The organism is Cellulosimicrobium sp. ES-005 (genome assembly GCF_040448685.1).
In the GTDB taxonomy this organism is placed as follows: Bacteria; Actinomycetota; Actinomycetes; order Actinomycetales; family Cellulomonadaceae; genus Cellulosimicrobium; species Cellulosimicrobium cellulans_G.
This window is the reverse complement of record NZ_CP159290.1, coordinates 4007159-4029705: the sequence shown is the minus strand read 5'-3', so window position 1 is coordinate 4029705 and position 22547 is coordinate 4007159. Positions and strand designations below refer to the sequence as shown.

The following is a 22547-nucleotide window of genomic DNA, read 5'->3' as shown; positions in this document are numbered from 1 at the left end:
CGGTGTCAGCACCTCTCCCGCAAGCCCCGACCCGGCATTCCGCATAACCGTTCGGTAACCGTTGTGGTCACCGCCCGACACTGCGGCGTGCCGTCCGTGCGGAGCCTGCCGAGGCACCGAGCCCCAGACCTGCGGATGTGATCGCTCACACCCTCCCGAGAGACGATGTTAGCGCTCACACGCGCCGAGGGGAAGCGACCCCCCGTCACGGTTCGGTCACGACCGCACCGACCAAGAGACCCCACGGCGCCGAGAGAGCGACGCACGGCCGCGACGGCGCGCGAACTGGTGCCGCAGGCCGCTGTCTCGGCCGGGATCGCTCTCTCGGCGTCAGGGCGGGACGGGCTCAGAGGCCCTGCGCGACGCGGTAGAACACCTGGTTCCACCGGACCTGGTCGCGGAAGCCTCGGCGCGTCGTGGCCTCGTCGATGACCAGGAGCTCGGTGCGGGCGATGTCCGCGAAGACCTCGAACGCGTCGATGCCGGCCGCGGTGGAGAGCACCGTGTGGTGCGCGCCGCCCGCGGTGAGCCACGCCTCGGCGGAGGTCGCGAAGTCGGGGCGCGGCTCCCACACCGCCCGCGCCACGGGCAGGTGCGGCAGCGGCGCCGAGGGCGCCACGACGTCGACCACGTTGGCGGTCAGGCGGAACCGGTCGCGCATGTCCGCGAGGGACACGACGACGCCGACGCCCGGGTCGGCGTCGAACACCATGCGGACCGGGTCCTCCTTGCCGCCGATGCCGAGCGGGTGGATCTCGACCCGGGGCTTCGAGGTCGTGAGCGAGGGGCAGATCTCGAGCATGTGCGCGCCGAGGATCTTCTCGCTGCCGGGCGTGAGGTCGTACGTGTAGTCCTCCATGAGCGACGCCCCGCCGGGCAGGCCTTCGCCCATGACCTTCGCGGCGCGCACGAGCACGGCGGTCTTCCAGTCGCCCTCGGCGCCGAACCCGTAGCCCTTGGCCATGAGGCGCTGGACGGCGATGCCGGGGAGCTGGCGCAGGTCGCCCAGGTCCTCGAAGTTCGTCGTGAACGCCTTGGCGCCGACCGACTCGAGGAACGTCTCGAGCGCGATCTCCTGCCGGGCCGCGTACCGCAGCGAGGCGTGCCGGTCGCCGTCCTTGCGCAGCTCGGGGACCACGTCGTAGAGGTCCTCGTACTCGGCGACGAGCGCGTCGACGTCGGCCTCGGAGAGCTCCTCGACCGCGCGCACGAGGTCGTTCACGCCCCACGTGTTCACGCTCACACCGAACCGGAGCTCGGCCTCGGTCTTGTCGCCCTCGGTCACCGCGACGTTGCGCATGTTGTCGCCGAAGCGGGCGAGGCGCAGCTCGTGCGTCGCCGCCCATCCGGCGGCGCCGCGCACCCACGAGCCGACGCGCGCGGTGACGGCCGGGTTCGAGACGTGCCCGACGACCGTCGTGCGGGCCACCCCGAGCCGCGTCGCGACGTACGCGTACTCGCGGTCGCCGTGCGCGGCCTGGTTGAGGTTCATGAAGTCGAAGTCGATCGTGTCCCACGGCAGCTCGACGTTCGCCTGCGTGTGCAGGTGCAGGAGCGGCTTGCGGAGCTGGTCGAGGCCCCCGATCCACATCTTCGCGGGGCTGAACGTGTGCATCCACGTCACGACGCCCAGGACGCGGTCGTCCGCGTTGGCGTCGAGCATCGCGCGCCGGATCGAGCCGGCGTCCTTGAGCACGGGCTTCCAGACCACGGTCGCCGGGACGTCCGGCGACGCGTCGAGGGCGCGCGCGACCTCCTGGGACTGCTCGGCGACCTGCCGCAGCGTCTCCTCTCCGTACAGGTCCTGGCTCCCGGTGAGGAACCAGATCTCGCGGTCCGCGTAGGGCTTGCTCATGTCGGTCCACATCTCTCGTGTCGTGAGGCGGGCGCCGCACCGCTGCGGTCCCGTCCCGGGTGGTCGTGCTATGTCGTGCTGCTGTCGTCCTGCGTCGTGCTGGGACGTCGTCCGCGCGCCGGGTGCGCGCCGCGGGTGCCGGGTGTGTCGGGACGGCCGGGGGCCGGCACCGACCCGTGGTCAGCGCGGGCCGGGCGCGGGCTGCTGCCCGTAGACGTGCTGGTAGCGCGCGTAGAGCGAGTCGACGTCGTCCTGCGCGATGCGCGTGGGCTCGCCGAGCTGCCGGCTGACGTGCACGGTCCGGGCGACCTCCTCGCACATGACGGCCGCCTTGACCGCCGCGCGCGCGTCCGTGCCGATCGTGAACGGGCCGTGGTTGCGCATGAGGACCGCGGGGCTGCGGGAGTCGCGCAGGGTCTCGACGATGCCGCGCCCGATCGAGTCGTCGCCGATCAGCGCGAACGGCCCGACGGGGATGTCGCCGCCGAACTCGTCGGCCATCATCGTCAGGACGCACGGGACGGGCTCGCCGCGCGCGGCCCAGGCGGTCGCGTACGTCGAGTGGGTGTGCACGACCCCGCCCACCTCCGGCAGGTGCCGGTACACGTAGGCGTGCGCCGCCGTGTCGGACGACGGCGACCTGTCGCCCTCGACGAGGGCCGCGTCGAGGTCGCACACGACCATCGCCTCGGGGGTGATGTCGTCGTACGCGACGCCGGACGGCTTGATGACGAGCAGGTCGCCCGAGCCGTCGGGACGCGTGGTGTCGCGGACCCGCTCGGAGACGTTGCCCGCGGTCCAGACGACGAGCTCCCACCGCGGGAGCTCGGCGTGCAGCGCCGCGACGCGCTCCTTGGCGGCGTCGACGGCCTCGCGCAGGTGCGCAGGCACGGCGGGCACCGCGGGCTCAGCGGGTGCCGTGACGTCCGCGGCCGGGGTGGGCGTGGTCATGCGGGGTCCTCTCCTTCGGTGCGGGCGGGCAGTGCCGCCACGGCGGCGCGCTCGACGGCGAGCCCCGCGGCGTAGCGGTCGAGGTAGGCCGCGAACCCGGCGACGTCGGCCGGGTCGGGCGCGACGGTCTCGATCTGGGCGGACGCGAACACGTGGTCGCGCAGGTACGCGCCGAGGTCGTGGCCGGCGACGCCGTCCGCAGACCCGGACGCGGTGCCCGACGCCCGGTCGCGTGCGAACCCGGCGAGCACCGCGATGCCCCACGCGCCGCCCTCGCCCGCCGTGCGCCCGACGCTCACCGGCGCGTCGATCGCCGCGGCGAGCATGCGCTGGGCGACGCCGGCCGTGCGGAACATGCCGCCGTGCGCGAGCATCCCGTCGATCGCGACGCCCTCCGCCGCGAGGACCCGCATGCCGAGCGCGAGCGTCCCGAACGCGCCGTAGACCTGCGTGCGCGCGAAGTTGGCGAGCGTGAGCCGGCTCCCGGGCGTGCGCACGACGAGCGGCCGCCCCTCCGCGAGGCCCGTGATCGGCTCGCCCGCGAGGTAGTTGTAGGCCAGCAGCCCGCCGCCGTCCGCGTCGCCGTCCAGCGCGGCGCGGAAGAGGGCGCCGAACACGTCGTCCGGTCCCGCGTCGCTGCCGACGGCCGCGGCCAGCTCGCCGAGCAGGCCCGCCCACGCGTCGAGCTCGCTCGCGCCGTTGTTGCAGTGGACCATCGCGACGAGGTCGCCCGCGGGCGTCGTCACGAGGTCGAGCTCGTGGTGCACGCCGCCGAGCGGGCGCTCGAGCACGACCATCGCGAAGATGCTCGTGCCCGCGCTGACGTTGCCGGTGCGCGGTGCGACGGCGTTGGTGGCGACCATGCCCGTGCCCGCGTCGCCCTCGGGCGGGCACAGCAGCACCCCGGGGGCCAGCGCGCCCGACGGGTCGAGCCAGGCCGCGCCCTCGGCCGTGAGCCGGCCCGCGTCGTCGCCGGCCACGAGGACCTCGGGCAGGAGCTCCGCGAGCTTCGGGCCTGCGCGGTGCGTCGCGGCGCGCTCGTCGACGAGCGCGAGGAGCGCCTGGTCGTAGTCGCGCGTCGCCGGGTCGACGGGGAACATGCCGGACGCGTCGCCCACGCCGAGCACGTGGCGGCCCGTGAGCCGCCGGTGGACGTACCCGGCGAGCGTCGTGAGCGACGCGACGTGGGCCGCGTGCGGCTCGGCGTCGAGGATCGCCTGGTACCAGTGCGCGACCGACCAGCGCAGCGGGACGTTGTACCCGAGCAGCTCCGTGAGCTCGGCGGCGGCCGGCCCGGTCGACGTGTTGCGCCACGTGCGGAACGGGACGAGCGGCTCCCCGTCCGCGTCGAACGCGAGGTAGCCGTGCATCATCGCGGACACGCCGAGCGCGCCGTAGGTCGTGGGCCGCACGCCGTACCGCGCCTCGACGTCGTCCACGAGGCGCGCGTAGCAGTCGCGCAGCCCGGCCTCGACGGCGTCGAGCGAGTACGTCCACGTGCCGTCCTCGAACCTGTTCTCCCACGCGTGGCTGCCGCTCGCGAGCGGCGTGCCGTCGCCGTCCACGAGGCACGCCTTGATCCGCGTCGACCCGAGCTCGATCCCGAGCGCGGTCTCCCCTGCCACGACGGCCGCCCGACGGCGACCGGCCTCGTCCTGCTGCACCATTGCTGCTTCTCCTCGTCGCGGCGTCGCGCTCGGTCGTGTGTCTTCTCGAATGTTAGCGCTCACAACCAGCGAGGCCAACTCCCCCGGAGCGGGTGCTCGCAGATGCCTCGCGGTCGGAGCGCGCGACGTCAGCCGCGCGGCGTCGCCGTGCTCTCGCGGACCATGAGCTCGGGCGGGATGGAGACGGGCCGGACGGTCGCGCCGGACAGGGCGTCGATCATCATCCCCATGCACCGGCGCCCGAGCGAGCCGAACGGCTGGCGCACCGTCGTCAGCGGCGGGATGAAGTGCCCCGCGCCCGCGACGTCGTCGAACCCGACGACCGAGACGTCGCTCGGCACCCGCACGCCCTGCTCCCAGAACGCCCGGAGCAGGCCGAGCGCGAGCTGGTCGTTGCCGGCGAAGACCGCGGTCGGCCCGTCGCCCGCGCGGACCGCGTCCGCGAGCTCCTTCCCGACGGCGTAGCCGCGGTCGGAGGACCAGTCGCCGCGCACGGGCTCGGGCACGGGCGCGCCGTGCTGCTCCAGCGCCGCGCGCCAGCCCGTCTCGCGCTCGCGCGCGTCGAACCAGTCGAGCGGGCCGGACAGGTGCAGCACCGTGCGGTGCCCGAGGCCGAGCAGGTGCTCGGTGGCCAGCCGCGCGCCGAGCCGCTGGTCGACCGCGATGGACAGGATCGCGCCCGGCGCGCCGAGCGCGCCGGCGCTCGGGCGCACGACCTCGGCGGCCTCGCCCTCGCCCGGGCGGTCGCGCGCCGCGATCATGATGACCGGCACGGGGGCGCGGAACGAGTCGACCGCCGCCGCGACGTCGGTCTGCGGCGCGATGACGACGATGCCCTCGACGCCCTGGTCCATGAAGTGCTCGAGCACGCGGTGCATCGTGTCCGCGTCGTAGCGCCGGATGGTCGCGACGCTCACGAAGTACCCCTGCTCGCGCGCCGCCTCCTCGACCGCGATGAGGGTCGACGTCGGCCCGTACAGCGCGGAGCCCGTCGTCACGACGCCGATCGTCCCCGAGCGCATCGTGACGAGCGCGCGGGCCGCGCTGTTGCGGCGGTAGCCGAGCGTCGCGATCGCGTCGAGGACCCGGTCGCGCGTCTCCGACCGCACGCTCGGGTGGTCGTTGAGCACGCGCGAGACCGTCTGGTGCGACACGCCGGCGAGCCGCGCGACGTCGGACATCGCGGGCGGGCGGGTGCGCGGCGACGGCCCGTCGCTCACGACCCGGCCCTCTCGGGGTCGCGGCGCGGCGCGGGCGCGGCCGCGAGCGCCGCGGCGAGCTCGGCCGACCGGTCGCGCGCGGCCTCGAGAGCGTCGAGGAACGCGGCGCGCACCCCGCCCGCGTCGAGGCGTCGCAGCGCGGCGACGGTCGTCCCGCCGGGCGAGGAGACCTTCTCGCGCGCGATCGCCGGGTGCTCGCCGGTCTCGCGCAGCATGGTCGCGGCGCCGTGCACCGTGGCGGTCGCGAGCTCGAGCGCCGTGGCGCGCGTCAGGCCCAGGAGGACCCCCGCCTCGGCGAGCGCGTCGATCACGTAGAAGACGTAGGCCGGGCCGGAGCCCGACAGCGCCCCGACCGCGTCCTGGTCCTTCTCCGCGACGCGCACGACGAGCCCCGTCGCGGACAGCAGGCGCTCGACGAGCGCGACGTCGTCGTCGTCCGCGGCGGCGCCGCCGCTCACGGCGCTCACCCCGGCGCCCACGACCGACGGCGTGTTCGGCATGACCCGCACGACGGCGGTGCCCGCCGGGAGCCGGTCCTCGTAGAAGGACGTGGGCAGCCCGACGACGACGCTCACCACGACGGCCCCGGCGCCGACGGCGTCGTGGACCTCGTCGAGCAGCGCGGCGACGTCCTTCGGCTTGACCGCGACGACCACCACGCCGGCGCCGCGCACGGCCTCGACGTTGTCCTGGGTCGTCCGGACCCCGTGGCGCGCCGCGAGCTCCTCGGCCCGCTCCGGCCTGCGCACCGTCGCGACGACGTCGGCGGGGTCCCAGCCCGACGCGAGCGCGCCCGCGAGGACGGTCTCGCCCATGACGCCCGTGCCGAGGACGGCGAGCGGTCGCTCAGGGACGGACGGAGTCGGACGGTCGGTCATGGGCGATCAGCTCCCGGTGGTCGGTGAGGGCATTCTTGCGCACCCGGCGGGTGCGCGGGACCGCGGGGCGACCGCCGCGCGCCGTACGCCCCGGGGGGAGGGCGCCCGCAGGGCTTCGGACGGCGTCCGGACCGCGTCGGGTCGGGGTCAGAGCGGGGTCACAGCGGATAGGCGGAGTACACCTCGGTGACGACGTCGGCGGGCCCGGTGGCCTGGAGGACGGCGGTGCCGTTGGTCCAGGTGACGGTCGCCTGCCCGTCGGCGGCGGGCGTCACCGCGTACGTGCCGGCGACCTCGCCCGCGACCTCGACGTCGCCCGTGTCCGTCGGCTCGCCGGCCGTTGCGACGAGGTCGCTCGCCGCGGTCTCCGCCTCCGCGACGGTCGGCCACTGCCCGGCGACCACCGTGACCGTCGTGGCGTCGTCGCCCTCGCCGTCCGCGTACACGAGCTCGTACGCCTCGAGGGCCCGCGCCGTGGACCACGCGTCCGTCGCCGCGTCGCTGCGCAGCACCAGGTCGAGCACCGTGTCCGGGAGCGCCTGGGCGAACGCGGAGGTCCCCGTGCGCGCGACGGGCTCGAGCGTCGGGGTCGGCGGGTCAGCCGTCACGGTCACCGTGGGCGCGGGCTCCGCGTCGGCCCGGGCGAAACCCGGCCAGCCCCAGGCGAGCAGCGCGACCACGAGACCGACGACGAGCACCAGGCCGACGAGCACGACGAGCCGTCGGCGGCGGTAGACGGCCGCCGAGGAGGGCCGCGAGTGGCGGCGGTCGCTCGCGCCCACCGCGTCGCCCGGGCGGCGCGCGGCCGCGCCCTGCCCCGGTCGCGCGGGGCCCTGCCCCGGTCGCGCGGGTGCGGGCGCTCGTCCCGTCGGACTCCCGCCGGGCGACTGGCTCATCGCGCCTACCTCCGCTGCTCTCGGTCCTCGCGGCCCGGTCCGCTCGGCCGGGGCCCCTGCGGCCAAGAGTAGGACGCGCGCGTGCCCGACCCCTCGCGCTGACGCGGGGTGTCGGGCACGCGCGGACGGGTTCACCCGCCCGTCATGCCCCGGGCGGGGTCGGGATCGTCACCCGCAGCCCAGGGCGGCGTACTCCGCCCCGGTCTCCGTCGTCACCTCCGTGCCGTCGACCGTGCCGGTCGCACGCACGACCACGGCGCCCGCCTCGACGGTCGTCGCGCGGACGGCGAACGACTGGTAGGCGCTCTTGCCCGGCTCCACCGCCGGGAACGACCGCGTCCCGTACGGCGTCTCGACGACGACGTCGACGGGCGCGTCGTGGTCGTGGGTGGCGACCACGGCGACGTAGGCCTTGCCGGCGAGGCAGCGCGCCTGCGCGGTGACCGTCACCGGGAGCTCGGGCTCGGGGCCGCCCGTGCCCGGGTCGTCCGCGAACGCGCGCCACTCGGTGACGGCGACCGCCGAGTACGTCGTCCCGTTGCCGTTCGCCGCGAAGGTCGCCCGGAGGCGCGACGTGGTGACCGGGTCGAACGTCACGGTGTTGAAGGCGGTCGTGCTCGTGCCGTACCCGGACGGGTTCGCCACGGGGGTCCAGGCCTGCGCCGTGTCGTCCCAGTACTCCAGCACCCAGGAGTCGGGGCGGACGACGCCGTCCCCGCTCCCCGGGTCCGAGTCCCGCCAGAACTTCAGCTCCGCGCCCGTGAGGCGGATCGGGCGCGACCAGTCGTACCGGACCCACTGCGTCGCCGGCCGCGTCCCGGACCACGTGCCCCAGATCTGGGCCTGGCTCGGGTTCGCCGGGTCGGCGCCGTCGTTGAGCGCGCCGACGCTGTTCCACCCGGCGGTGTACGACGCGCTCGCCGTGGCGATCGGCGCGACGTTGCCCGTGAGCGGTCCGGAGACGTCCGCGGGGACCGTCACGGCCTTCGGCGTCTCGGCGTTGCCCGCGGCGTCGACCGCGCGGAACGACACCCGGTGCTGGTTCGCGTCCGGGGCGGCCACGGGACCGCCGTACGGCTGCCACGCACCGGTCCCGATCGCGTACTCGACGCGCGCGACCCCGGAGGTCGCGTCGGTCGCGGTGACCGTCACCGTGCGCGCCGCCGGGTCGAGGACGCCCGTGCTGACCGGCGCCACGCGGTCGATCCGGACGTCGAGGGCCGCCTCCGGCGAGACGTTGCCCGCACGGTCCGCGGCCGTCGCGACGACCCGGTGCGCGCCGTCGCCCATGACAGCGACCTCGGTCGACCGGGTCGGCTCCGTGGTGACGGGCGCGCCGTCGTCCACGGTCGTCGTGAGGACCACGCGCCCGCCGGAGTCGTCGGCACCGTCGACCCGGACGCGGACGTCGGAGCGGAACCACCCGTCGCTGCCGGCGCTGCCCAGCGGCGTGAGCGTCAGCGTCGGAGCGGTCTCGTCACCCTCGGCCGGCTCGGCGGGGACCACCGTGACCTCGGTGCGCACGCGACCGCCCGCGTAGCCGAGCACGGACCCCTCGACGTCGAACGTGCCGGGGGCGGCGACGTCGTCCGCGGCGACCTCGTCCCAGAAGGCGGGGACCTGGAGCGTCTCCCCGCCGGGGAACGTCACCGGCACCGTGCCCGGCAGGTCGGTCTCCCCGACCTCGACCGTCACGCCCGTCGGCTCGACGGCGGCGGGCTGCTCGGCCAGGACCTTCCACTCCTCGACCGCGATGGCGGAGTACGTGCTGCCGTTGGTCGAGGCGTCGAAGACCGCGCGCACCTGCGTCGTCGTCACGGGGTCGAACGTCGTGGTCTGGAACCCGCTCGTCCCGGTGCCGTAGGCGCTGGGGTTCGCCACGTCGACCCACGCCCCGCCGTCGGAGGCGTCCCAGTACTGGATGCGCCACGACGCCGGGGCGGCGACGCCGACGCCCGTGCCCTGCGGCTGGTCGTTCCAGAACTCGATCTGCGACCCGGCGAGACGCATCGGCTGGTCCCACGTGTACTGCACCCACTGCTGCGGCGGGTTGTTCCCGGTCCACGTGCCCCACATGTCCGGGGGCAAGGGGTTGGGCCGCACGATCTCGTCGTTGAGCGCCTTCTTCCAGTACTGGGTCGGGACGGGCTCGTTGGAGACGGTGACCGTCGCCTCCTGCGCGACGTTCGCGCGCGGCGTCGTGTCCTTGACCTTCGCGGGCGTCGTGACGACCTGCTTCATGCGGGGCGGCGACTGCGTGTCGTCCCACTCGACGCGGTCGATCGCGACCGAGCGCCGGAAGTGGTTCCCGCCCTCGGCGTCGGCCGTGTGGTAGGCGATCCACCACTCGCCGTCGAACTCGAGGATGCCCGGGTGGCTCGTCGTCGACGAGACCGGGGCGAGGACCGTGCCGCGGTAGGTCCACGGCCCCTCGGGCGAGGTCGCCGTCCCGTACGCGATGCACGCGTGGTAGTTCGCCGGGGTGCACGACGACGTCGGCCCGGCGTTGTTCCCCGCGTACGCCATGTAGTAGGTGCCGTTCCGCTCGAACGCCCACGCGGCCTCGAAGAACCCGGTGAGCCCCGTGACCGTGCGGACCTGACCGACGGGCGTCTTCATGTCCTGCGCGAGCTCGAGCATGCGCAGGTTGGAGAAGCTGCCCCACCAGACGTAGACGCGGGCGTCGTCGCCCTCGCCGTCGACCAGGATCGTGGGGTCGATGTTGTGGATCGTGTTCGGGGTCGGGACGCGCTGCGAGATGATCGGCCCGCCGACGTGGTCGGTCCACGGGCCCGTCGGGGTGTCGGACACCGCGACGCCGATGCCGAACGCGTCGCTCGCCGGGCTGTCCGCCTCGTTCACGGGGACGTACCAGTAGTAGCGCCCGTCGACGCCCTGGACGACCTGCCCCGCGTACGCGCGGCCCGGCGTCGCCCAGTCGAACACGTCCTCGGGCCGCATGAGCGACGGGTGGTGCGTCCACTCCCCCGCGTCGACGTCGCTCGTCACGAACGCACCCCACTCGTTCATGACGAAGTCGTTGCGCGTCGGGCCGGCCTCGTCGTGGCCCGTGTAGACGTACAGCTCGTCCTCGCCCGTCTCGTTGCCGGGCGCGCCCGCGGGGACGACGAGCGGCGCCGGGTCGGCCGAGTAGTAGCTGCCGTCGCCGAGGATCGGGTTCTCGGTGCTCGTGAACGTGTACGGCTCCGCGGCGGCGGCCGGAGCCGCGGTGGCCGCGAGCCCGGTGAGCGCCAGGCCGGCGCTGAGCACGCTCGCGAGCGCGCCGCGGGCGGGGCTGCGCCCGCGCGACGGTCGGGTGGTCGGTCTGTCGGTCATGGGCTGCTCTCCTGACGGTCGGGCCGCTCTCGTACCTGCACGGAGCGGGCCAGAGGTTCTGCGTGGAGGTCGTGCACCCCGGGAGTTCCCTCGGCCCCCGGGGCGCACGGTCGTGGAGCCCGTGCCGGCGGGCAGGTCGGCCGTGTGCCCTGCTGACGGGCGGTGACGCCCCCGCGGGCGGGGGTCGGACGCGTCACCGCCGTCGTCACGGCACCGTCGTCGTGCGCGGGATGGCAGCCCTACCGGGCGGGCCGACGGCGGCGCGCACCTCAGGGGTGTCGCGTGCGGGCCGTCGTCGCGCTCGCGTCGTCACGGGCGTGCACCTCTCGTCGTCGAGCCGGTCGTCCGGTGCCGACCCTGCCACAGACAGAAATGGGATCGCAATGGTTTTCGGTCATCTGCTGCCGGGCGGTCTCGGACGGCACCGCGAGCGCGCCCGTGCCGAGCGCTCCGAACCGCAGGATGCTGCGCACGGACGGGTCGGGGCCAGCAGCGCCCGCCGCGCGGCGGAAGAAACTCAGCCGGGCCGGTTTTCGGTGCGCGGCCCGTGCTCGTGCTCGTGCCGGTGCTCCGCCCGGGCGCGGGCGCGCGACGTGGCGATCGAGACGAGCACACCCACCACGACGAGGTCGAGCACGATCTGGACCATCGCCACGATCTTCGCCGCCTCGCCCACCGGGTGGACGTCGCCGTACCCGACGGTCCCGAGCGTCACCACGGCGAAGTACAGCGCGTCGGTGCGGTTCTCGATGCCGACGAACTGGTCGGCCATGAGGTAGTAGGCGAGGGCGAAGAACGTGACCACCGGCAGGAGCAGCCCCATGACCGACTGGACCCGGACGCTCGGCGTCCCCCACGCGCGGAGCTGGCGGCGCACCTGGACCACCAGGAGCGCGCACAACAGCACCAGCCCGACGGCGAACACCACGAGCTGGACGACCTCGGGGGCCTCGTCGGTCGGCAGCGGGACCCCGTAGTAGACCGTGAGGCACGCCGTCGTGGAGGCGACCGTGAGGATGAGCGTCCACCACGGGCTGTCGTGCGGGAGCCTGCGCATGCGCCCAGCATCCCGCGCGAGGGCGTTCCCGTCGCGGCGTCGCGCCGGTGTCGGCGGCCGTGGCTAGGTTGGGCGCGTGACGTCGTCGACCACCGCGGCCCGCTCCGCGGCCGTCAAGCGCTCCCGCCCCGCCTACCGCTGCTCCGAGTGCGGCTGGACCACGACCAAGTGGGTGGGCCGCTGCGGGGAGTGCCAGGAGTGGGGCACGGTGACCGAGGACGCCCCCGCGGCCTCCGGGCCGCGCACCACCCCGGTCTCGCCGACCCGCTCCCCCGCGCGGCCGATCGGGGAGATCAGCGTCGAGGCGGCGCGCGCCACGCCCACGGGCGTCTCGGAGTTCGACCGCGTCCTCGGCGGCGGCATCGTGCCGGGCGCGGTCGTGCTGCTCGCCGGGGAGCCGGGAGTGGGCAAGTCCACGCTCCTGCTCGCCGTCGCGAGCAACGTCGCCGCCGGCGGGTCGGACCTGCCGACGGTGCGCCCGGTCGGCGAGCGCGCCGCCGCCGCCGTGCGCCCGACGCCGACGCCGCGACGCGTCCTCTACATCACGGGCGAGGAGTCCGCCGGGCAGGTGCGGCTGCGCGCGGAGCGCGTGGGCGCCCTCGCGCCGGGCCTCCTCCTCGCGTCCGAGACCGACCTGGCGACCGTCCTCGGTCACATCGAGGCGACCGAGCCCGACCTGCTCGTCGTGGACTCCGTGCAGACCATCGCGTCCGCCCAGGTCGAGGGCGCGCCCGGCGGCGTGAGCCAGGTCCGCGAGGTCGCTGCCTCGCTCATCGCCGCGGCGAAGGCCCGCGACCTCCCGGTGATCCTCGTCGGGCACGTCACCAAGGACGGCTCGGTCGCCGGGCCGCGCACGCTCGAGCACCTGGTCGACGTCGTGTGCCAGTTCGAGGGCGACCGGCACTCGCGCCTGCGGCTCGTCCGGGCCGTCAAGAACCGCTACGGCCCGACGGACGAGGTCGGCTGCTTCGACCTCACCGAGAACGGCATCGTCGGTCTCGCCGACCCGAGCGGGCTGTTCCTCTCGCACACCGGGGCCGGTTCCCCCGGCACGTGCGTCACCGTGACCCTCGAGGGGCGGCGACCGCTCGCCCTCGAGATCCAGTCGCTCGTCGTGCCGAGCTCCCTGACGAACCCGCGCCGCACCACGAGCGGCGTGGACTCCAGCCGCCTCGCCATGATCCTCGCCGTCATGCACCGCCACGCGGGCGTGCGGCTCGTCGACCAGGACGTCTACGCGTCGACCGTCGGCGGCGCCAAGGTCACCGAGCCCGCCGCCGACCTCACGATCGCCCTCGCCGTGCTCTCCGCGCGCGAGGACGAGGCGCTGCCCCAGGGCACCGTCGCGTTCGGGGAGGTCGGCCTCGCGGGCGACATCCGTCCCGTCACGGGCCTCGACCGACGCCTGGCGGAGGCCGCACGACTCGGCTTCACGCGCGCCGTCGTGCCGCGGGGGTCGTTCCCGCGCCCCGTGGAGGGCATGACGATCCTCCCCGCGCGCCACCTCGGCGAGGCGGTCGAGCTCGCGCGCACATGACCCCCGTGGACCCGAGACCGGATCGTGACCTCTTTGTGGCGCGAGGCCGCGGGTCCCCGCGGCCGGCAGAGCCGTACAGCGTAGGATTCCTTCGTGGCCAATCCCCCCGCGCACCCCGACGAGATGCTCCGGGAGACCCTTGCCGCCGTGGCACCCGGGACCGAGCTCCGTGACGGTCTCGAACGCATCCTCCGCGGCCGGACGGGCGCGCTCATCGTGCTGGGCCTGGACAAGGTCGTCGAGGAGATGTGCTCGGGCGGTTTCCAGCTCGACGTCGGCTTCTCGGCGACGCGCCTGCGCGAGCTGTCGAAGATGGACGGCGCGGTCGTGCTCGACCGGGACGCCAACCGCATCCTGCGCGCCGCCGTGCAGCTCCTGCCCGACCCGACGATCGAGACGACCGAGTCGGGGACGCGGCACCGCACCGCGGAGCGCGTCGCCAAGCAGAGCGGCTTCCCCGTCATCTCGGTGAGCCAGTCCATGCGGATCGTCGCCCTGTACGTCGGCGGGCAGCGCCACGTCCTGGAGGACTCCGACACGATCCTGTCGCGCGCCAACCAGGCCCTCGCGACGCTCGAGCGGTACCGCGCGCGCCTCGACGAGGTGTCCGGCACGCTCTCCGCGCTCGAGATCGAGGACCTCGTCACCGTCCGCGACGTGTGCGCGGTCGTGCAGCGCCTCGAGATGGTCGCCCGCATCTCCGAGGAGATCGCCGGGTACGTCATCGAGCTCGGCACCGACGGTCGCCTCCTCGCGCTCCAGCTCGACGAGCTCATCGGCGGCATCGGGTCCGACCGCGAGTTCGTCATCCGCGACTACGTCGACCTCGGCCGCAAGGACCGCTCGCTCGCGGACGTGCAGAAGGCCCTGGGCGGCCTCGACTCCACGCAGCTGCTCGACCTCGGCCAGATCGGCCGCGTGCTCGACCTGCCGGGCGGCGGCGACGCGCTCGACGCCGCGGTCGCGCCGCACGGGTACCGCCTGCTGTCCAAGGTGCCGCGCCTGCCGGCCACGATCATCGACCGCCTCGTGGCCCACTTCGGCGGGCTGCAGAAGCTCCTCGCCGCGAGCATCGACGACCTCATGACCGTCGACGGGGTCGGCGAGCAGCGCGCCCGCGCCGTGCGCGAGGGGCTGTCGCGGCTCGCGGAGTCGAGCATCCTCGAGCGCTACGTCTGACCACCTGACCGTCCGACCGACGAGCCCGCACGGAGGGGGACCGTGGACCACGTCGACGAGTGGTCGGCACTGGCCGACGCCTGGGCGCGCTGGTGGGCGCCCGTCGCGGCCCCGGCCCAGCAGGCGATCCTCGACGCCGCGGGCGTCGGGCCCGGCTCGCGCGTGCTCGACGTCGGGTGCGGCACCGGCGAGCTCGTCGCCCTGGCCCTCGCCCGCGGCGCGGACGCGGCGGGCTGCGACGCCGCCGCCGGGATGATCGACGTCGCGCGCCGGCACAGCCCCGGCGCCGACCTGCGCGTCGCCCAGGCCGAGCGCCTCCCCTGGCCCGACGACGCGTTCGACCTCGTCACGCTCGTCAACGCCCTCGCGTTCACCGACGTCGCCAGGACGCTGAGCGAGTGCCGGCGCGTCGGCGACCTGGTCGCCGTCGCGACCTGGGCCGAGGACGACCGCAACGACCTCACGGTCCTCGAGCGGGCCGTCGCGGGCGAGGGCCACGAGCCGAGCGACGAGAGCCGCGAGGAGGGCCACCTCGGCGCGCTCCTGGCCGAGCACGGCTTCACCGTCCTCGCCGAGGGCGTGGCAGACGCGCCGATGGTGCTCGCGGACGCGGACGAGGTCGTCGCCGCGATCATGTTCGGCGAGTCGGACGACCTGCGCGCCGAGCTCCGCCCCGACGTCCTCGCCGCCGCCCGCCCCTTCCGCCGCCCCGACGGCACCTATCTCCTGCAGAACGCCTTCCGCTGGGCCCTGGCCCGCCGCTGACCCGCCCGGCCCCAGTCGAGGAGAACCCCGGCCGGCCGAGATACAAGGCCGCGCGAGGCAGAACCGTGGTCGTGCGAGGTAGACCTCTGGTCCCGCGAGGTAGAGCCCCGGTCCAGCGAGGTAGAGCCCCGGTCCCGCGAGGCAGTTCCCCAGTCCCGCGAGGCAGTTCCCCGGTCCCGCGAGATAGACCATGGTCCCGCCCGACGGAGGTGCGTCGCCCACTTCGAGGCTCGCCGCACGAGGTGGTCGCGCAAGCGACCAGTCGCCCATCACGTTCAGGTCACCCGCCGCGGCGGGATCGGACCCGACGGCGTCCGGTCGCCCACCGCGGTCGGGGCGCCCGCCGCGGCTGGAGCGGGCCGACGGCGTCCGGTCGCCCACCGCGGTCGGGCCGCCCACGGCGGTGGATTGCCTGCTGCGGCGAGTCGCCTGTCCGCCGGTGCTGGACCGCTCCGACGGTACTCGCCGAGCCGGCGGTCGGCGCCCGTCGGGCGCTCAGAAGCGCTCGCCGCAGCGTCTGCGCTATCAGGCAGCGCTACGGCTGGACCGCGACGGCACGAGCGCGGGACGGCGCGGAGCGGGACGGCGCGGTGGGGTGGGGTGCGGCGCAGACAAACCTGACACCGCGGGCGGTCGTCCGAGGTGAGCGACGACCAGGGTGAGACGACGCCGGGCGGGGTGGGTGGTGGTGCCGCGTCGTGGTCGGGCCTGGCGGGAGCCGCGAGGAACGAGCGGCGGATGGTAGACGCGGCACCACCACCCACCCCGCCACCCAAGGTGACCAGACCGCCGTCGGACAAGCCGACCACGGCTCTACCTCGCGCGACCACGGATCCTTCTATGTTCGTCAAGCTGGGGTGGTGGTGGGTTCGGTGGTGTTGAGGGTCCTGTAGATCTGGCGGGCGAGATAGCGCTTGAGGCAGCGTCGGATCTCTCGGGTGGTGCGTCCTTGGGCTCGTCGTCGTTCGATGTAGGCGCGGGTTTCGGGGTCGTGGGTCATGCGGGTCAGGACGGCGATGTGCAGGGCTTTGTTCAGGCGGCGGTCGCCGCCGCGGTTGAGTCGGTGACGGATGGTGTTGCCCGAGGACGCGGGGATGGGGTTCACCCCGGCCAGGGCGGCGAAGGCTGCTTCGGAGCGGACCCGGCCGGGGTGGGACCAGGCGGTCAGGGCGATCGCGGCGGTGACGGGGCCGATGCCGATCTTGGTCAGCAGCGGTGCGGCCTGGCTGGCTTGGACGAGCTCGGTCAAGCGGGCCTGGTTGGCGGCGATCTGTTCGTCGAGCTCGTTCACGCGCTTGGCCAGGCGGACGGCTTCGGTGCGTGCGGTCGCGGTGGCGAGGTCTTCCTCGCGCGGGCGCCAGCGCGCGACTGCGGCGATCTGGGTGCGGGTCAGTGGCTTGCGGGCGTCGGGGCCGAGGTCGACCACGCGGGCCAGGGCGGTCAGTGCGTTGATGGTGGCGGTGCGTTCGCCTGTCATGTGGTCGCGGGCGGTGACCAGGACGCGTAGGGCGGCTCGGATGCCGTCGCCCCGGCGAGGACGGCGCAGCTGGTCGGTATCCAGCGCCAGGACGGCGGCACCGATGCGGGCAGCGTCCAACGGGTCGGACTTGCCGATCCCGTGGTGGGCGCGCGCGTCCATCCGCGCGGCCTCGACGACCTCGTAGCCCGCCCGTTCGACGGCGCCGGTCAGGCCCGCACCATAGGACGCGACGCCCTCGATCACCCACAACACGGCGAGATCACCACCGGTGCGGCGCGCGACCCACGCGATCGCCCGGGCCAGGCCCGCGCTCGTGGTCGGGAACTCTCGGGTATCGATGACCTCACCAGTGCCGGTCAGGATCGCTAGGACGTGGTTGCGGGCATGGGTGTCCACACCCACGACGAACGGGTGCGCATGCGCGACGATGGTCATGGTGGCTCGGGTCCTTCCTACTCCAGGGACGACGGTCCGGCCGCTGGCGGCCGGCGCCGGCCTGGGTAGGAGTCACTTCGGGACAACACTGTGACGAGTCACGCCCCACCGGGGCGGACACCCTTCTGATCAGGACACCGAGGTGGGCCAGAACAGCGCCGGCCGCCCACCCCAGCCGGACAGATCCGTAGCAGGGCACCCCCAACAGGGCCGGCTCTACCTCGAGTCACGACCACGGCGAGCAGCCGACGCCATCCTCACCAGCCGATCCCAGACCAGCCACCGCAAGACTCACAGCTCTACCTCGCGGAACCAGGGCTCTACCTCGCGGGGGCGGGTTTGCCCTCGCGCAGACAGGTCTCGCCCCGGTCCGTGGGACGGACCGGGGCGAGACGTGGTGCGACGCGCAGGGTGCGGGTCAGCCGCAGGTGGCGGCGTCGTACTGCGCGGTGACCGTCGTCGACCTCCCCTCGGCGTCGGTGGCCACGACCGTGGCCGCGCCGGCCTCGACCGACGTCGTGCGCGACGCGAACGACTGGTAGGCGTTCTTGCCGGGCTCGACGCCGTTGAACGTCTTGGTGCCGAACGGGGTGTCGAGACGGACCGTGAGCGGCACGGCGTCGTCGTTGAGCGCCCGGACCGCGACGTAGACCTTGCCGGCGAGGCAGCGGGTCTCGGCCGTGACGGTGACCGCCGGACCGGCCGGGACGCCGTCGCCCACGGTGAGCGTGAGCGTCGTCGTGGTGGTGCCGGCGGTGCTCACGTAGTCCGGGAGGACGAGGTCGCCCTGGATCACGTACACGCCCGGCGTCTGGACGACCGACTCGTCGTAGTCCCACTCGACGCCGATCGCCTGGTTGTCGCGCGAGCCGTCGTTGTAGGACACGAGGACCTTCGTGGGCAGCCACGGCTGCTCGCCGACGGCGACGCTCTGCTCGAACTGCTCGGCGCCCTGGATCGAGATGCCGCCCTGGGAGTTCTCCGGCCGCACGTAGACCTGGGCCTCGGCGATCAGGCCGTAGGTCGTGTTCGTGCCGTAGACGATGAACGGCTCGACGTTGGTCTCCGCCACCATGGCCGGCGTGATCGGCTGCCAGGTGAAGTCGACCGCGCCGCGGCGGCCGCTCGAGTAGACGACGTCGAGCGACGCGGGGAGCGTCGGGACCTCGCCCGTGACGGTCCGGACGATCACGGGGCTCGCCACGGAGTCCACGGTGTCGCCGTTGACGCGCCACCGCAGGATGCCGGTGCCGGCGCCGCCGGTCTGCACGCCGGTGATCCGGACGCGCAGGTAGCTGGCCTCGACGGGCTCGAACTCCAGGTGGTTGTACGTGTTGCGCTGGAGCGCGCCCGCGTACGTCGAGCCGTCGGTCAGGGTCACGGGCGTCCAGTCGGTGCCGTTCTGCGAGTGCTCGACGGTGTAGGTGTCCGCGCGCGGCATGCGCGTCCCGCCGTTGTCGTCGTACCAGTAGATGTCCGTCGAGGCGACGAGCACCGGCGACTGCCACGCGTAGCGGATCCACGCGGCGGTCTGCGCGCTCGTCCCGTTCGCGGCCTGGCCCCACGTGCCCCAGCCGTTGCCCGCACCCGGGTTCGAGCTGCCGGGCGTCGAGGACTCGTTGACGCGCAGCGGGTTCTCCCACGACGCCGACCCGCTCGTCGTGATCGTCGCGAGCGCGCCGAACTCGGCGGAGGTCGCCTTCTCGGTGAGCTCGACCTGGACGTCGCGCTCGGTCGTGAGCTCGCCGTCGGACGCGGTGAGGCGGAACGTGTACTCCCCCGCGACCGTGCCCGTCACCGTCGTGGTCAGGGCGTCGGCGTCGCCGAAGATGACGCTCGCGCCGTCGGGGGCGGCGACGGTCGTCCACCCGGAGGTGAGGGTGCCGTCGTCGGGGATGCCGTCGTCGGTCACGGTGCCGACGAGCGTCGTGGACAGGTTGCCGTCCTTGGAGCGGTCGACGTTCACCGTGACGGTCGGGGCGTCGTTGACGACCTCGGGCACCTCGCGGCCGGAGTCGAAGACCTGGATCTCCGAGATCGCCGTCCAGTAGCTCGGCGTGTTCGTGAACGCGACGCGGACCTTGTCGGTCGTCACGGCCTCGAAGAGCGCCTCGTTGAACTTGGGGCCGGGGATCTTCGGCGCCTTGAACGCGTCCGGCACCGAGGTCCAGCCGCCCGAGCCGTCGGGCACCTGGATCGAGTACCGGACCGGCTCGCGGTACCCGCCCGCCTGCCGGTCGCTGACGAACCAGACCTTGACGTTGTCGAACGTCGTGGGCTCGCCGAGGTCGAGCTCGACGTACCCCGTGTCGCCCTCGGTCCCGTAGTTGCCCCAGTACGGCTCGTTGACGGTCGTGCCGTCGGTGACCGCAGCGAGGGACACGGGACGCTCGGTCTCCGTGATGGCGCCCGGGGTGTAGTTCATCGACCCCGTGCTCCAGCCCGGCGTGTGGAACTGACGCCACGGCGTCGGGCGCGCACCCTGCTGGGTGGCCGACGACGAGAGCTCCGCCCCGCGCGCGAGGTTGACCGCCTCCTCGGTGAGGTCGATGCCCGCGGTCTTGAGGTAGGACACGACGCGCTCGTCCTCGATCGGGGTGTCGACCGCGGTCGGCAGGTCGGCGCCCTGGTCGTCGACGACCTCGACGGCCAGTCCCTCGTCGGACTCGACGACCTCGTTGGCCGCCGGGTCGTAGACGAACCGGCCGAGCGCGTCGGCCGCGGCCTTGCGCTCGCCGTCGACGAACAGGCTGTAGCCCTCGCCGAGGCCGTAGTGCGAGCCGTCCTCGTCCCAGATGATCGTGACGTCCTTGCCGTGGTACCGCAGGTTGTTGACCATGAAGTGGTCGTACCCGAGGTCGATCGGCCAGAGCTCGATCTTGTCGTCGGACCGCGGCTGGATGCCGCCCATGTCCTCGACGTAGATGTAGTTCATGTTGCCGAGCATCACGTGGTTCGGGTTGTTGCGGTTGAACGTCTGCGTGCTCGCGTTCCAGCTCGAGTAGTACTCGGCCTGGTTCGGCACGAGCGCGTTGCCGTTCGGGTAGATGCTCCACGCCATCCAGTCGAGGAGCTTCGCGGCGTACTCGGGCGTGACGTACGTGTGGTCGGGGTCGTAGTGCCGCAGCGCGGACCGCACGCCGCGGTACTGGACCGTGAAGTTGATGTTGGAGAAGTTGTTCGAGCCCCCGATGCCGTACTTCGCCCGGTCGTACTGGTTGGCCGTGTAGAACGGGAAGATCGGGAAGTTGTCGCCGTACCGGAGGAAGCGGAAGCCGTCGACGTACCGGTCCGCGTCCTCGAACGGGATGAGGTTCTCCGCGTAGACGTCGTAGAGGTTCGACTCCTTCGCCGGGATGAGGTCGCGCTCGGCCTCGCTGAGCGGGTTCTGGTTCCCGCCCGACGTCGCGCCGTGCGACGTGCCCGCGAGGAACATGCGCGTCTCCTCGCTCCACAGCCGGCCGAGGATCGCGTCCCGGATCTCGTCGGCCGTGTCACCCATCTCGGCGACCTTCGCCGGGTCGGCGCCCGCCATCGCGTAGAGCTGGCGCGCGGCGTCGAACGCGCCCCACACGTACGCGGACTCCGGGCGCTCGATCGTCCGCGCTCCCGGCGCCCCGGCGTTCACCTTGGGGTAGCCGAAGCTGATCGCGTCGGAGTCGTTGCCGGGCATGTAGTTGGTGTCGTAGGCGATGAGCTTGTCGTCGTTGCCGTCGTAGTGCTCGAGCTGACCGACGCCGTCGCCCTCGAAGTACGTCGCGAAGCGCTCGGCGACCGCCGGACCGCCGCCGTGCACGTTGTAGGCCTCGAGGCCCGCGGTGCCGAGGTACTGCGAGTAGTGGTTGTTCCAGCTCGTGTGGCCCGGGCTGTCGAGGAACGCCGACGACCCGGACAGCTCACCGATGTTGAGGATCTGGCCGTACCCGAGGTACGGGTTGCGGATCCACTTGGTGTCCTGCAGGTGCATGGGCTGCGTGAGCGCCACCGAGTTCTGGTAGAGGTTCACGCCCTCGATCGTCGTCGGGTACTGGTACACGTAGCCCGGCTCGTTCGCGTCCAGGCTGTTGTACCGCTCGCCCCACCAGCGGTAGACGATCGCCTTCTCGATCGCCTCGTCCGGGACGTCGATGTACGGGATGTCCTGCGCCCACTGCCGGTTGAACTCCGTCACGCCGGTGCGGAACGCCTCCGCGGGCGACAGCGCGGCGTACTCGTGGAAGCTCTCGACCGACTCGGGGAGCGTGTCGCTGGACAGCACGCCGAGGACGGACAGGTCGACCGAACCGCCCGCCGGGACGGTCACCTCGCGGTCGAGGTTGGTGCCCACGCGCTCGAACCCGGGCGCCTTGAGGCCGACCGTGACCTCGGACCACGGGGTGTCGACGAGACCGTTGTTCGCCCCGCTCGTCAGGGTCCGCGTCCCGGTGAGCTCGTCGGCCGCGTCCGTCGACGTGGTCGCCAGCGGCGACGCCGCGCGGACCGTGAACGTCACGTCGCTCGCGCCGGGGTTGGTGAACGTGATCGCCGAGAGCGCCACGTTGTCGTACGTGATGAGCTTCTTGAGGTCGGCGGTGACGCCCGTCGTCCCGACCGTGTACCGCGCCTTCGCGTGGCTCGGCGCGTTGAAGCGCTGCGCCCCGACCTCGGTGATCGTCTGCCCCGGGACCGTGACGGTGTAGAGGTTGCCGAGGTTGTTGGGTCCGCCCGCGAACGCGGAGCCCGCGAAGCCCATGACCGCCCAGTTGCTGTTGCCCCGCAGGTACAGCGAGCGGCCGCGCGTCTGCAGCACGGTGTTGCCCGACGTCCCGCTGACCCCGAGCACGCGGTCCAGGTAGTAGTCCGTGCCGCCCGCCGCGCGGTCCTTCTCGAAGATCGACCCGTGCATCGAGCCCGCGGTCCACGGGACCCCTGGCTCCAGCGCCGCGGCGACCTGGTCCAGATTCGAGTAGACCGGGTCTCCGATGTCCATCGAGTCGGTCGTGCCGTCGGTGTACACACCGACGTCGCTCTCGTTGCCCGGCACCACGTCGGCCTGCGCCCCCGGTGCCAGCGCGACGCCGGTCACGGCCATCGCACCTGTCATCGCCGAGGCGACGACCCTTCTCCACGCTCTCCCCGACATCACCAAGTCCTCTCCATCGGGAACCGGAAAACAGGTTTCGGGACGACGACGGGCCTCGCCTCGCACGGGCGGACTGCCTCGTCCGCCCGCCCCGCTGCGGGGCGCGGGACCCTGATCGTCGTGCCGCCTCGCGCCGCGCCGTGGAGCGCTCGCGCCCGGGGCCGGGGCC

General features: G+C 73.6%; 13 protein-coding genes. 3 read left to right on the top strand and 10 right to left on the bottom strand.

Annotated features, from left to right (window positions below):
• Nucleotides 1–346: 346 nt before the first annotated feature.
• The 8 genes from araA to ABRQ22_RS18010 form a co-directional block, all read right to left on the bottom strand.
• Nucleotides 347–1855: an L-arabinose isomerase gene (araA, locus tag ABRQ22_RS18045; protein WP_353707727.1), complete on the bottom strand. Its 1509-nt coding sequence runs from the start codon at nucleotides 1853–1855 to the stop codon at nucleotides 347–349.
• Nucleotides 1856–2035: 180 nt separating this feature from the next.
• Nucleotides 2036–2806 carry an L-ribulose-5-phosphate 4-epimerase gene (locus ABRQ22_RS18040; protein ID WP_253055026.1) on the bottom strand — a complete coding sequence of 257 codons (771 nt, stop codon included), beginning with the start codon at nucleotides 2804–2806 and terminating at the stop codon, nucleotides 2036–2038.
• On the bottom strand, nucleotides 2803–4473 hold the full coding sequence (locus tag ABRQ22_RS18035) for an FGGY-family carbohydrate kinase (RefSeq protein ID WP_353707726.1): 1671 nt from the start codon (nucleotides 4471–4473) through the stop codon (nucleotides 2803–2805). Before ABRQ22_RS18035 ends, ABRQ22_RS18040 begins: the two co-directional genes overlap by 4 nt.
• Before the next feature lie 128 nt (nucleotides 4474–4601).
• A complete protein-coding gene (locus ABRQ22_RS18030) occupies nucleotides 4602–5654 on the bottom strand; it encodes a LacI family DNA-binding transcriptional regulator (RefSeq protein ID WP_353709577.1) in 1053 nt (350 codons plus the stop codon).
• A 35-nt stretch (nucleotides 5655–5689) separates the two neighbouring features.
• Nucleotides 5690–6571, bottom strand: a complete 882-nt coding sequence (gene proC, locus ABRQ22_RS18025) for a pyrroline-5-carboxylate reductase (RefSeq protein WP_253055024.1) — start codon at nucleotides 6569–6571, stop codon at nucleotides 5690–5692.
• A gap of 158 nt (nucleotides 6572–6729) precedes the next feature.
• Entirely contained in the window at nucleotides 6730–7467 is a 738-nt protein-coding gene (locus ABRQ22_RS18020; RefSeq protein ID WP_253055023.1) for a hypothetical protein, read from the bottom strand.
• Nucleotides 7468–7635: 168 nt separating this feature from the next.
• Complete coding sequence (locus ABRQ22_RS18015) at nucleotides 7636–10803, bottom strand: family 43 glycosylhydrolase (protein ID WP_353707725.1); 3168 nt, start codon at nucleotides 10801–10803, stop codon at nucleotides 7636–7638.
• Between the two features lie 517 nt (nucleotides 10804–11320).
• Entirely contained in the window at nucleotides 11321–11860 is a 540-nt protein-coding gene (locus ABRQ22_RS18010) for a potassium channel family protein (RefSeq protein ID WP_253055021.1), read from the bottom strand.
• A gap of 76 nt (nucleotides 11861–11936) precedes the next feature.
• Between ABRQ22_RS18010 and ABRQ22_RS18005 the strand changes: the two genes are divergently transcribed.
• The 3 genes from ABRQ22_RS18005 to ABRQ22_RS17995 all read left to right on the top strand — a co-directional run bounded on the left by ABRQ22_RS18005 (nucleotide 11937) and on the right by ABRQ22_RS17995 (nucleotide 15341).
• Nucleotides 11937–13397, top strand: a complete 1461-nt coding sequence (locus ABRQ22_RS18005) for an AAA family ATPase (RefSeq protein ID WP_353707724.1) — start codon at nucleotides 11937–11939, stop codon at nucleotides 13395–13397.
• A 93-nt stretch (nucleotides 13398–13490) separates the two neighbouring features.
• A complete protein-coding gene (gene disA, locus ABRQ22_RS18000) occupies nucleotides 13491–14576 on the top strand; it encodes a DNA integrity scanning diadenylate cyclase DisA (protein ID WP_253055019.1) in 1086 nt (361 codons plus the stop codon).
• A gap of 42 nt (nucleotides 14577–14618) precedes the next feature.
• On the top strand, nucleotides 14619–15341 hold the full coding sequence (locus tag ABRQ22_RS17995) for a methyltransferase domain-containing protein (RefSeq protein ID WP_353707723.1): 723 nt from the start codon (nucleotides 14619–14621) through the stop codon (nucleotides 15339–15341).
• An 847-nt stretch (nucleotides 15342–16188) separates the two neighbouring features.
• On the opposite strand, the gene ABRQ22_RS17990 is transcribed toward ABRQ22_RS17995, so the two are convergent.
• Together ABRQ22_RS17990 and ABRQ22_RS17985 are read right to left on the bottom strand one after the other, a co-directional pair.
• Nucleotides 16189–17256: an IS110 family transposase gene (locus ABRQ22_RS17990; protein WP_353707722.1), complete on the bottom strand. Its 1068-nt coding sequence runs from the start codon at nucleotides 17254–17256 to the stop codon at nucleotides 16189–16191.
• Between the two features lie 418 nt (nucleotides 17257–17674).
• On the bottom strand, nucleotides 17675–22327 hold the full coding sequence (locus ABRQ22_RS17985) for a discoidin domain-containing protein (RefSeq protein ID WP_353707721.1): 4653 nt from the start codon (nucleotides 22325–22327) through the stop codon (nucleotides 17675–17677).
• Nucleotides 22328–22547 lie beyond the last annotated feature (220 nt).